8 protein-coding genes are annotated in these 13414 nt (G+C 38.4%); 1 reads left to right on the top strand and 7 read right to left on the bottom strand.

Annotated elements, in window-relative coordinates; all coding sequences use genetic code 11:
• Positions 1-16: 16 nt before the first annotated feature.
• The 4 genes from dnaG to WC631_00380 all read right to left on the bottom strand — a co-directional run bounded on the left by dnaG (position 17) and on the right by WC631_00380 (position 9690).
• A complete protein-coding gene (dnaG, locus tag WC631_00395) occupies positions 17-1753 on the bottom strand; it encodes a DNA primase (GenBank protein MFA6226933.1) in 1737 nt (578 codons plus the stop codon).
• A 230-nt stretch (positions 1754-1983) separates the two neighbouring features.
• Positions 1984-5667 (bottom strand): DNA-directed RNA polymerase subunit beta', encoded by a 3684-nt coding sequence (rpoC, locus tag WC631_00390; protein ID MFA6226932.1) that lies wholly within the window; start codon positions 5665-5667, stop codon positions 1984-1986.
• A gap of 28 nt (positions 5668-5695) precedes the next feature.
• On the bottom strand, positions 5696-8920 hold the full coding sequence (locus WC631_00385; protein MFA6226931.1) for a DNA-directed RNA polymerase subunit beta: 3225 nt from the start codon (positions 8918-8920) through the stop codon (positions 5696-5698).
• Between the two features lie 287 nt (positions 8921-9207).
• Positions 9208-9690 (bottom strand): hypothetical protein, encoded by a 483-nt coding sequence (locus tag WC631_00380; GenBank protein MFA6226930.1) that lies wholly within the window; start codon positions 9688-9690, stop codon positions 9208-9210.
• Between WC631_00380 and WC631_00375 the strand changes: the two genes are divergently transcribed.
• Positions 9662-10201: a hypothetical protein gene (locus tag WC631_00375; protein MFA6226929.1), complete on the top strand. Its 540-nt coding sequence runs from the start codon at positions 9662-9664 to the stop codon at positions 10199-10201. The genes WC631_00380 and WC631_00375 overlap by 29 nt on opposite strands.
• Positions 10202-10205: 4 nt before the next feature.
• Here WC631_00375 and WC631_00370 read toward each other — a convergent pair whose 3' ends face one another.
• From WC631_00370 to WC631_00360, 3 genes are all read right to left on the bottom strand, one after another.
• Positions 10206-11873 carry an AAA family ATPase gene (locus WC631_00370; GenBank protein MFA6226928.1) on the bottom strand — a complete coding sequence of 556 codons (1668 nt, stop codon included), beginning with the start codon at positions 11871-11873 and terminating at the stop codon, positions 10206-10208.
• A 23-nt stretch (positions 11874-11896) separates the two neighbouring features.
• A complete protein-coding gene (trmD, locus tag WC631_00365) occupies positions 11897-12628 on the bottom strand; it encodes a tRNA (guanosine(37)-N1)-methyltransferase TrmD (GenBank protein ID MFA6226927.1) in 732 nt (243 codons plus the stop codon).
• Positions 12629-13052: 424 nt separating this feature from the next.
• Positions 13053-13388, bottom strand: a complete 336-nt coding sequence (locus WC631_00360; GenBank protein ID MFA6226926.1) for a KH domain-containing protein — start codon at positions 13386-13388, stop codon at positions 13053-13055.
• Positions 13389-13414: the final 26 nt, after the last annotated feature.

The following is a 13414-nucleotide window of genomic DNA, read 5'->3' as shown; positions in this document are numbered from 1 at the left end:
TTATAACTAATAATATTTACTTAAACTTTTTGTTTTTCTCCGTCTTTATTTTATGTAACAACTTCGTAATATCGTCACACCGCTTTAAAAGCGAAATTGCTTTGTCCGACTCTTTGGCGTTCTCGGCGACTTTCATTTCAGACATAAGATCCGCCAATTCTTTTTTCAAATTTTCTTCTTGCAAGTTTAGCAAGAGGTATTCCGTCTCTTTATTAAATTTTTCTGCATCCGTCTCGCCATAATAACTTTCCGCTTCAAAGGCAAGCTCACTAGAAAGTTTAAAAAGTTCATCAGAGAACTCTTTGTATTTTTCTTTACCGAGAGCTTCTTCCACTTTTCCTCTCAAACTTTTCGGATCAATAAGCTTTTTTGAAGATGATTCCTCCAAAGCTATAATGGCACCTAAACTTCTCTCCACCGTTCCAGCCTTGAGGATGCCGACCTTTTTATCCTCTTTGGCCCCAATGACTTCCGCTTTAACTTCATATTCGCTATCCAACTTTATATTTTTTAAATCTTCCCAGATCGCGTCTTCTTTTATACTGGTTTTGTCACTGATACTTTTCACATAATGCGACTTTTCCATATTACTTTCGAGAAGCGAAAGATACGGTAAGGCCCTACTCTTTATGACAAGCCCAGCCTTTCTCTTATCAGGATTTTCGACAATCGCTCTGTCTAAAATAAAATCAATAATATGAACCGCATCTTTCAAAACTTTCTTGAATTCTTCCTTGTCTTTCAAAATCAAGTCGGCCGGATCAAAACCTTTCGGAATTGCAGCAACTTTTACTTCCATACCTGTTGCAAGTGAAAGCATCCACCCTCGCTCGGATGCCTTTGCTCCGGCATTGTCGGAATCAAATGACATTATTACTCTATTGGAAATCCTTTTCAGAAGCTTCAAATGTTCGGCTGTAAGAGCTGTACCAGAAGATGCTACAGTATTTGCAAAACCCGCCTGATGAGCCATTAGCAAATCCATCTGCCCTTCCACAAGAACCGAGAAATCAAATTTCCTTATCGCTTGCTTGGCTCTGTCAAAACCGTAAAGCGTTTTTGATTTGTCAAAAATTTCCGTTTGCGGACTATTCAAATATTTTGCCGACTTGCCGTCATCATGAAGTATTCTTCCGGAAAAAGCTATCACCCTACCTGCACTGTCAAAGATTGGGAACATTATTCTCCCACGGAATCTATCATAAGTACTATTATTTTCTGTCTTTACCATACCTGCGCGCAACATTTCATCATCCGAAAAACCTTTTGATTTCAAATGATCATAAATAGAACGCCATTCATCTCGAACATATCCGATGCGCCAATCTTTTATTGTCTTGTCGGTGAGTCCCCTTTTTTTCAAATATTCAAGTGGGATTTCTTCACTAGCTAGATTTTTCTGCAAGAATAAAGTAGTAGCTTCAAGTAATGTATAAAGTCTGGTTTTTTTATCATCTTTCGGTGTTGCAAATTTTTCAAGCTCTATACCCGCCCTTTCGGCAAGAATCTTCAATGCACCAACAAAATCTAGTCCTTCAAAATTCTGCACAAAGGAAAATATATCTCCTTTCGCTCCACAGCCAAAACAGTAATACGAACTTCTCTCCGGAGATACGAAGAAAGACGGCGTCTTTTCATTATGAAATGGACACTTAGCCTTGAGATTGTTTCCGGCTCTTTCCAGTTTAATGTATGAGCCGACAACATCCTCAATATTCAATCTTTCTTTTATTTTCTCTACGGATGATGACATTTAATAATTAATTAGAACACTGTTTCTTGTATAGTAATAACCGCCACCAATTGCAAGAATTGCAATGATTGCGACGAGGAGAGGAATTACGAAGCCTTTTTTTGAATTCATTTGTTTGTTCGCCGAACATTTTGTAGTCAAAATGTTTTAGGCTTGATTAAACTAATAAACAAATTTGGAGAAACTGCCGGGAGAGGGCGGATTTTGCTCCGCAAAATCCGCCCTATTCACTACTCACTAAAAAAGGAATCCTCTGCGAATTGTTTTTGAACCTCATCTATTATCTCATGTTTCTTGCTTCCTTTGAAACCAGTACCCGCTGGAATAACTCTTCCGATAATAACATTTTCTTTTAATCCCTTTAGTTCATCTCTATTTCCTCTTACAGCAGCATTAATAAGAATTCTTACTGTATGCTGGAATGAAGCAGCCGAAAGGAAGCTTCTTCTTGAAAGTGATGCTTCTGTAATTCCCATAACCACCGATTCTGCTTCTATTTCTTCTTTGTCTTTTGATTTTGCGTTCTTATTTTCAACAACCAAGTCTAGCTCATCTATAGTATCGCCGACACAGTAATTTGAACTCCCTTGTTTTGAAACATATTTCTTTGAGAACATTTGTTTAACAATAATCTCAATGTGTTTTCTTGCCACGGCCTCACCCTGAAGCTCATACGGCTTGCTAACTTCACTGATAATATATTCCATCGCTTTTTCTCTTCCGGCAAATTCAAATATTTCATCGATATCTGCAGAACCGTCTGTGAGAAGCTGACCTTTTGTAACCTTATCGCCGACTTTTACAAGAGCCATTCTCTTTGGATTAAATGTGTATTCAATTTCACCCGTTTTCTTTGATTTACCTTTGTCCTCTATATCAGCCATGACTGTAATTATTTTCTCTTTTCCAAAATCCTTAACTGAAGTGACAGTACCTGAAACAGTAGCAACTACTGCAGGATTTTTTGGTCTTCTTTTTTCAAAGATTTCTTCAACACGAGGTAAACCTGAAGTAATATCTCCGCCAACAGAAGCCGTGCCTCCCGCATGGAATGTTCTCATAGTAAGCTGTGTACCCGGCTCACCGATAGCTTGAGCAGCGATTGTTCCGACAGCTTCTCCAATATCTACAAGAGCGCTCTTTCCAAGATCCATACCATAACACTCTTCACAAATTCCGTGCAAGGTTTTGCAGGTCAAAGGAGATCTGACGTGAATCTTTTCTATCTCTGCTTGATCTATCTTTTGAGCGTCATTTTTGGTCAAAAGGTATCCTTTCTTGAACATTACCTTTCCATCTTTACCGACAACATCTTGTGCCAAAACTCTTCCTCTAATGTTTTTCGCAATAGAAGCACCTGTTTCCGCTCCGCTATTTCTGTCTATGACAATATGTTCTTTTGTTCCACAATCTTCTTCTGTGATTATAATATCTTGAGCGACATCAAAGAGTCTTCTCGTAAGATATCCTGCTTTTGCAGTGTTAAGTGCGGTGTCTGTAAGACCTTTTCTTGAACCGTGTGTAGTGATGAAGTATTCGATAGGAGTAAGTCCTTCTTTTGTAGAACTGATAACTGGGAACTCAATAGTCTCACCTACAGTGTTTTGAATCAAACCTTTCATACCAGCCATCTGTGTAAGAGATCCAAGTGATCCTCTAGCACCAGATTTCCACATATCATATACTGAACCATTCTGATCAAGTGCTGCCGGGATAAGCTTTTCAAGTTCACCTTTTGCGGCCTGCCAGATCTCAACATTTTTCATAACTCTCTCCTCTTCCGTAAGCAAACCCTCGTTGAATTGCTCTAAAACTTCTGCAGATTTACCTTTAGCAACCTTAACAATAGCGGGCTTTTCTTTCGGAATCTGAATATCATCAAGACCCCAGGTAATACCTGAATAAGTGGCATATTTGAATCCAAAATTCTTTATCTTGTCCATTATAGGAGCGATATTTTCTGGACCATTTTGAATGATAAGGTCATCAATAATTTTTGACATTGTCTTCTTGTCAATCTCTTTGTTGACATACGGGTATGAGCTAGGCAAAACAGTATTAAACAAAAGTCTTCCTACAGAAGTTTCAAACGGTTTGTTTTCAAACTGGGCATATTTTGCTTTCTCTGTCGGCAAAATCATAACTTTAGATCTAAAGCCAACTATTCCAAGATCATATGCTGTGATACCTGAATTTGGTGATGAGAAATATTTACCATCCCCTTTTTCTCCAGGAATAATCTTGGTCATCCAGTAACATCCAAGGACAATGTCCAAAAGTTTCGCGGATATTGTCGGGTCGCCGTTTCCAGGTTTCAAAATATTTTTGTCTGCTGCCATAATATCTCTAGCTTCAGCCTGAGCTTCTTCGCCAAGCGGAACGTGAACAGCCATCTGGTCACCGTCAAAATCGGCATTGAAAGCAGTACATACAAGCGGGTGCACCTGAATAGCATTTCCTTCTATAAGAATAGGCCTAAATGCCTGAATACCAAGTCTGTGCAAAGTAGGAGCTCTGTTTAAAAGTACATACTTTCCTTTGATAACATCTTCAAGGATAGCCCAGACTTCAGGTACACCGTCGTCTATAAGTCTGCCGGCTCCTCTTATATTGTAAGCCAGCTCTTTTTTCAAAAGTTCCGAGATGACAAACGGTCTGAAGAGCTCAAGTGCCATGTGTTTTGGCAATCCGCATTGATCTAGGTGTAGCTCCGGGCCGACAACAATAACCGATCTTCCAGAATAGTCTACACGCTTACCGAGAAGGTTTGATCTAAACAAGCCTCTCTTTCCTTTAAGATTGTCCGCAAGAGATTTTAAAGGTCTCTTTTGCGCTGCGCTTCCCAAAGCTGAAAATAGTGAGTTACCGTGTCTTATAGAATTGTCTATAAGAGCATCTACAGCTTCCTGAAGAATTCTTTTTTCATTTCTTAAGATAACTTCTGGTGCACTAATCTCTTTTAGTTTGAGTAAACGATTATTTCTATTTATAACTCTTCTATAGAGATCGTTTACATCTGATGTAGCAAATCTTCCTCCATCAAGAGGAACCATCGGACGGAGTGCAGGAGGAATGACAGGGATTTTCGTGAAGAACATCCACTCTGGTCGTACCTTTGCCGCTATCATTGATTTAAGTAGGCTCAATCTCTTATTCAATTTTTCTCTATCAACAGTATTTGCTTTTTCAAGACTGGTTTGAACCTTTTTAACAAGATCTGCTAAATCAACTTTCTTTAAAATTTCATAGATAACCTCACCTCCAATACCGGCTTCAAACATCGCCCCATATTTAATAGAAAACTTGTGGAATAGAACCTCATCCAATACTTTTCCACTTTGAATACTTTCTACTTCTTTCTTGGCATTTGTTGCCATTTCCTTTAGAGCTTCTTTGGTTTTGTCGTCTCCAACTGTTTTTACTTTATTCTTAAATTCATTGTCGATTTCTTTCAAAATTCTCTCTCTTTCTGACTCAACTGTCTTTGTGACAATATAACCTGCAAAGTAAATAACCTTTTCAAGATCGGTAACTGTCATGCCCATGATAAGACCGAGTCTTGAAGGTGTCCCTCTCAAAAACCAGATATGGGAAACTGGCGTAGCGAGCTCAATATGTCCCATTCTCTCGCGTCTCACTATTGATCTTGTGATTTCAACTCCGCATTTTTCGCAGACGATACCTTTGTATCTGATACCTCTATATTTTCCGCAATAACATTCATAGTCCTTGTCCGGACCGAATATCTTTTCGTCAAAAAGTCCACCTCTTTCTGATCTTTGTGTTCTGTAGTTGATTGTCTCCGGCTTTGTGATTTCACCGAAGGACCACTCTGCGATTCTTTCCGGTGAAGCGACTCTTAAGGATACTGTATTGAAGTTTTGATCCGATGTTGATGATTTTGTATTTCTCATATTTTTATTTTAGTTATTATTTTGGGAATTATGCATTATCATCATTATCTTCTAATTTTTCTTTCTTGAGTTCGACATCAAGACCCAGACCCCTCAAGCTATTCAACAAAACATTAAATGAGGCCGGCAAGTTTGGCTGTTTAATCCTCTCTCCTTTCACGATTGAATCGAATGCCGCCGATCTTCCTACAATATCGTCTGATTTGATTGTGAGCATTTCTCTCAAAGTATAGGCCGCGCCATATCCAAGAAGCGCCCAGACTTCCATTTCTCCAAATCTCTGACCTCCTCCCTGTGCTCTTCCTCCTAAAGGTTGCTGTGTGATCATGGAGTATGGACCAATAGATCTCATATGTATCTTGTCTTCAACCTCGTGGTGCAATTTCAGGATATACATATATCCGACAGAAATATCTTGTTCAAATGATTGACCATTTCTACCGTCAAAAAGCTTCATCTTTCCACTTGGTTTATATCCAGCTTTTACAAGCTCTTCTTTTATCTCTGTATCCGTAGCTCCCATAAATGGAGGGACAACTGCTTGATAGTTTAGTGTATTTGCAGCAAGTCCAAGATGTACCTCAAGAATCTGTCCCAAGTTCATACGAGAAGGAACACCAAGCGGTGTGAGAATAATATCCACAGGTGTACCATCTTCCATATAAGGCATGTCTTCCACAGGCAAAATTCTAGAAATAACACCTTTGTTTCCGTGTCTTCCGGCGAGTTTGTCTCCAACCGAAATATTTCTGAGTTGTGCTATCTCAATGTGAATTCTCTTTATAATACCTGATTCAAGTTTATTTCCATTTTCTCTTGAGAAAACTTTTACGGAAATAATTCTCCCTCTCTTTCCGGATTCAAGTCTCTTCGAAGTATCTTTTACATCACGAGCCTTTTCACCGAAAATGGACCTCAAAAGTCTCTCTTCCGGAGTGAGTTGTGTTTCACCCTTTGGCGTGATTTTACCGACAAGTATGTCGCCAGTCATCACTTCCGCACCAACCCTAATAATACCTTCTTCATCCAAATTTTTAAGTTTAGCTTCGCCAACATTTGGAATATCGTGCGTGGTAACTTCAGGACCAAGTTTTGTATCACGGACATTTACGATAAACTCTTCAATGTGTACCGATGAGAATTTGCTATTTTTAACCAATCTTTCCGAAATAATAATAGCGTCTTCGTAGTTGGATCCGCTCCAAGTCATAAACGCGACAAGCGCATTTTGACCAATAGCCATTTCACCATTGACTGATGAAGATGTGTCAGCGAGTAAATCACCTTTCTTAACTTTCTGCCCAAGGTTGACACTCGGTCTCTGGTGGAAAGGAGTAAAACCGTTTGTTCTTGAAAAACTTACAAGCTTATATTCTTTTTCTTTTCCACTCTTTGTACCTTTTACATAGATTTTTGAAGCATCTACTCCACTGACTATACCTTCTTCTTCAGCAAAAATAACTCTGCCAGTATATTTCGCAGCTTCACCTTCAATGCCCGTAGCGACTAATGGTGCTTCCGGTACCACACAAGGCACTGCTTGTTTTTGCATGTTTGATCCCATAAGCGCTCTGCTTGAATCGTCGTGGTTTAGAAAAGGAATCATAGATGTTGCAATAGAAAAAGCTTGATTTGCAGACACATCTATATAGTCTACTTCTTCCCTCTTAACAAGTGTTGGGACACCAGTAACACGAACCTCAACCTCACTATCTGTAATCTTTCCCTTTTCATCATAATGAGTAGCCCCGTGAGCAATTTTAAAGTTCTCTTCCTCAAGGGCATTAAAGAATCTGATTTCATCGGTGATAACGCCGGCCTTTACTTTTGCATAGGGTGTTTCTATCATTCCAAAATCATTAACCCTTGCATATGTCGAAAGTCTCAAAATAAGACCGATATTCTGGCCCTCTGGTGTGTGTATAGGACAAACTCTTCCATAGTGTGAAGGGTGAACGTCTCTAACCTCAAAACCAGCACGCTCTCTTGTAAGACCTCCTGGACCAAGAGCTGACAGTGTTCTCAAATGTTCGATTTCTTCGAGAATATTTGTCTGTTGCATAAACTGCGAAAGCTGGTTTGTAGTGAAGAATTCTTTTATTCTTGCTTGTAAAGGTCTTGCAGAAATAAATTGCACGGGCATGGTAATATCCGGATCTATTGTAGACATTCTATCCTGAATATTTCTCTTCATCTGTGCCATACCGACTCTCACCTTTGCTTGCAAAAGTTCTCCAACAAATCTAACCCTTCTTGAACCTAAATGATCAATATCATCTTCAATAGCTTCAGGATCATTGTTTAACTCCGTAATCTTTTTAATTGTACATACCAAATCATCTATTGTAATAGCTTTTTGTTCCAAAGATTTTTCATCCATCGGCTTACTGAATCTCTTATTGAATTTAAATCTTCCGACTTTAGAAATATCATATCGTTCTGGAGAAAAAATAGATTTAACAAATTCTCTAGCATTATCGATGGCTGCAAGGTCGCCGTCTCTTAATCTCTTATAAATCTCCAAATATGAATCGTCCTGTGTCTTTGCGTGGTCTTTCAGAAGGGTTGTTTCAATAACCTTTGTTGTTAATTCATCACCCTTAAAAAGATCGAGAATTTCTTTGTCTGTCTTTACACCAAACACCCTTAAAAGAGAAGAAATCGCAAACTTTCTCTTTTTATCTATTTTTACATATATTGCACCGTCAGATTCTGATTCTATTTCTATCCAAGCGCCCCTTGATGGTATAACTTTTGCTCCAAAAAGATTCTTTCCTTTTGCGTCATTGAGTGTAAAGAAAATGCCGAAGGATCTTGCAAGTTGCGGGACAATAACCCTTTCAATACCGTTAATTATAAATGTCCCGTGACCAGTCATAAGAGGAACATCGGAAAGGAAAATCTCTTGCTCTTTTATGGTGCCAAGAGTTTTGTTTTTTAGCTTTACCTTTCCTTTAAGCTGAGCTTCAAAAGAAATTTTCTTATCTTTTGCATAATACTCATCATACTTTGGAGTAACTATTTCAAAATCAGTAAAAGATAATTCAAACTTTTTGTCTGCATAATCTTTTATCGGGGAGAATTCTTTGAAAATATCCATGAATCCATCTTTAAGAAGCCATTGATATGACTTCACCTGATGATCCACAAGATTTGGGATCTTTATAAGAGGTTCTTTGAACTTCTTAAAATACTTCTTCTCAAGTTTTCCACCCATCACTCCGTCTATCAAAATATTCGCGGCTTTTTGCATTTTCTGTTTTCTATTAAAAACTAAACTAATAAATTATTAATATCTTTCAAAAAAAATCACACCGAGAAAAATAAGGACGATTTTTAGACACAAAAACAACAAAAAGACACCTTTCCCCTAAGGTTTCTTCTCATTCCTCTTTTTTGTCTATCTTATTTTTCTAAGCAAGATATTTTCTTACTTACATTATTTGGCGCTTACGCCCGCAACTCATTCAAATTAAGCTAGGTACATAATAGCCGAAATCGGTTTAAAAGTCAAAGATTGGGTTATCCACATTAATCTAACTATCTAAAAGTGCAGGTAAGGGCACACATCATAATGCAGACTTGGGCTTTTGGGTCATGTCTGCATGGTGAAGCACAACCGTTCCACAGACCTCCTTTAGCAATACATTGTGATTCTGAAAGAGAATTTATTTCACAAAGACTCTCACCTGAATACCATACTCCGCTACTCATAGCGCAATCCTGTGACGATTTTATAATAATCTTGTCACTCATATCCCCCACCGGATTCGTATTTATGGAACTAGACTCGCATTTTTCTTCCCAGATTCTTAAACATTTACTGCTTGCCTCACACCAAGAATATCCCGCGCTCCCGATACATCCGTGAACATCTCTATCTCCACCGACGATTATTGGACTCTCTATCGGACTGCCTATTTTGAAGACTTTGTATTTTTTTATATTAAAGTTCTGGTACACAAAAAATATCATCAAGACAACTAACACCAAAATGATTATCAGGCTTGTTTTGTTCTTCATCATTAAATTATATCATAAAATAAAACCCGCTTGCGACATTGCAAGCGGGCTGTTTCTGCAGATATTTTGTTTACTGCAGAAAAATCACCTTTTTCACTTTTTTCACGACACATATATTGAGATATCCGAGGGCAGACATGGTATCCAAGATATCGCTGGCCTTTCCTCTCCTTATCCTCCGATTGCTGACCAGGAAAGCAATGGCCGTATCGTAATCAGCGCTACTGGCACAATGATCTGTGGACCGATGCCTGTGATTACACTTACCGATAGCATCACAGGTAGAAGTAGTAATGCCATGCTTCATCTGGCAAAATACCCTCTTGAAGCAGATCATATTGCTATGATCTTTCTCCTTACTTATTCCACACCCGCAACCACCTTTTCCATCACAACCTTGCTTATTCATCTTACCCTCCGTTTGGTTTATTATTTTCTCTTTTACAAATCTAAAATAACCCTACCACTTCGCATAAATAAGTCAAGACTCTTCGTCTCATCGAGATTCTAAGGTTTTATAAAGACTTCCTCACAAATAATCTCACAATTCGTAAATCTTCATAAGTAAATCCGGCACCAAGCTTATTCTTCACCGGTGCAAGCAGTAAATCCCTATTTTCTCCGTATAGATTTTTAAACATCATATAGATTTTCTTAAATTTTGAATTGTCTATTTCATCTTTCAATTTTGAAATATCAAAATCCGGCTCTTTGTCCAAAATCTTTTCTATATTTGAAATAACAGTCTCTTTCGTAATCCCCCTCGTCTTTGCTATTTCAGATATTGTAAAACCTTCTTCAAGCGCGGACTTTGTTTTATCTTGGGCACTGACTCTGCGCTTTTTTGCAAGCTTTGTCGCTCCTCCGATCGGTGCAACTTTTGCCAAAAATTCTTTCTGCTTTTTCTCAATATCGCTTTTATCCTGCACCATGAGCCATCTTTGATCTCTCTCCGATAATTTTCTCAATTCTTTATCAAATTCAATAATATCCTCCCTCACTTCCAAAGCATTTTGATTGATACCTGTTATTTTTAATCCGGCAAGTGATCTGACACGAGAAAGCGCCACATAACCCATTCCCCTTTCAAAAGATTTCGAGAGATCAACCTCTACAGAGTCCAAACTCATACCTTGGCTTTTATGCACAGTGATGGCCCAAGCGAGTCGTAAAGGATATTGTTCAAGCTGTGCTTTTATTTTCCCCTCTTCCTCAATCATCCATTTAGCTTTTTCGACATTTATGACTTTACCATTTGTAAGCATAACTTTGGGACCAGAATAATCGCAAGACACTACCCTACCAAGCGAACCATTGGCATAGCCGGCATCAAAATTATTTTTTACAAACATAACCCTCGCACCGATTTTGAGACGAAGTGTCCCCGGAGCAAGACAACTTTTTTTCAAAGATTCGACTAGTGGTTTCTTGCCTTTATCTTCCATATTGAAAACGAAAAATTCTCCTTTCAATTTTCCCAATTCAATTTCATTTATTTTATCTACATCTATATTATGTGTATGGAGCTTCGTCGATTCTATTTTCGTCTCTGGATCTTTACCATGCCTGTCATTTAAATGCTTCATAGAAATCGCACCGACTCTTCCACTGCGAATATCATTTAATACACCTAGAAAATCCTGATCTTTCTGTCTATGTTGTTCTTCCAAATAACAAATTTTTAAATTAAGTTTTTTCCAAGTCTCAGAGCGATACGAAAAGTGAGCTTCTTTTTCGCCCAAGCGAAAAACTGGTGGGAGCTGAAAGAAATCTCCGCAAAGCACTACTTGCATTCCACCGAAAGGCAAATCATTTCTCTTCAAATGTCTGGCGATTCTTTCCACCAAATCCAAACGAAAATGATGAAGCATTGAGATTTCATCAATGATTAAAACTTTCGTCTCTTTGAATCTATCATAAATATATTTCTTGCTTTCCAAATCTTCGAGATCATATTCAGTGATTTCGTCTTTTATACCAAGCCCGGACCAAGAGTGAATGGTGGTACCTCCCATATGTGTCGCGGCGATACCTGTCGATGCTGTAATACCGACTTCCACACCTTTTGATTTTAGGAAATTTATATATTCATTCAAAACGTGCGTCTTACCGCTTCCGGCAGCACCAGTGATATAGCAGTTGTATCCCATCTTCAAAATTTCAAGCGCTTCTTTTTGAGTCATGGAGATATTCTAACATAGAAAAATTATTTCCTACTAGAACGCCATTCATCTATTTTCTTGTGATTGCCGGAAAGTAGGACTTTGGGAACACGATATCTTTTGCCTTTATATTCCAAAATTTCTGGGCGGGTGTAAACTTCAGAGCTTGAAATCCTTTCTTCTTCAAGTGAAGCTTTATTGCCGAGTACGCCGTCTATTTGTCTTGACATACAATCCATAATAATCATCGCTGGCAATTCCCCGCCGGTCAGGACAAAATCTCCTACCGAAATTTTGTCCGTCTTAAATATTTTATTCACTCTCTCGTCTATACCTTCATATCTGCCAGAAATTATTATGATGTCTGAATATTTCCGAGCGACAATTTTGGCATAGCCAGTAGTAAACTGATTACCTCCTGGTGACAAGAAAACTATTTTTACATTTCTTTTCGAGCGAGGCCCCGTAGCCAAGCGAGTACTCGAGCTTGTGGTACTGGGGTTGTTTTTTCTTATTTTCTTTAAAACTTTTTCAATAGCCTTAATAACCGGCATTGCCTGCATTACCATACCAGGACCTCCGCCATATGGAATATCGTCTACTCTTTTATACGGATTTTTCTTGCCTTTTTGTGAAGCACCGACTTTTACAAAATCACGGGGATTATAGAAGTTTACTTTCAAAATTCTATTTTTTATCGCCCGCGCCAAAATAGACTCATTTAAATATGAGCTGAAGGATTCGGGAAACAATGTGATTATATGGAAATTGATCATATATTATTATATGACAATACAATATTTTCCAGGAAATAACAAATAAAAAAACAGGAGAGGGTTTTTACCCCTCTCCCCGACTTAGAGGATTGACATCAAGTGAAAATCCCTCGTCGTCGTCTTTCCGTAGCCAAAGAACCATTCCCAATATGATTGAAACATATACCGGTTGACTTAGGTGATCCCTCGACCACCCGATTTTTTTGAGATTCAGTAACTTCGGCGACTGGTGAAATATGTTTTTTGTGCGCGTTATGTCCAGCACAACCACAATCTTTTTGACTTGTATCTACATTCATAATCTGTCTCCTCTTTGTAATCTGTGTAGAACGATACCACTTCTGCTAGTGAATGGCAAATGGTGCTTTATACAAAAACAAGGCCGCGCCCTTCGGGCGCGGCCTTGTTTTTGTATTCACTTAAATTATAACTTTAGATCAGCCATCGCTTCATCTACTGTCTTTGAAGCTTTTGACTCTGTTCTTATTGCTCCGACTTCTGGTCTAGTACTTCCTTCTGGTTCGTTTATCTTCAAGTTTACTCTTGAGTTATTCTTCATTCCTACAACTCTCAAAAGTGTCCTGATTGCCTTGGCTGTATTGCCTGATCTCCCGATGACTTTGCCCATATCGACATTGTCCACGGTGAGAGTTAGTAATACACCCATTTCGTCGACTGTCCTTACAATCTTTACTTTGTCCGGAGAATCAACTAAGGCCTTAACAACGAAATCCAAAAACTTTGCATCATTTTCCATCATTGTTTTCTGTTTCTTTAAAATTCTGT

It is taken from the genome of Candidatus Paceibacterota bacterium (genome assembly GCA_041663045.1).
Classification (GTDB): Bacteria; Patescibacteriota; Minisyncoccia; order Phycocordibacterales; family GWA1-40-21; genus Bog-1340.
The sequence above is the reverse complement of the archived record's forward strand: the minus strand, read 5'-3'. Positions and strand labels throughout refer to the sequence as shown.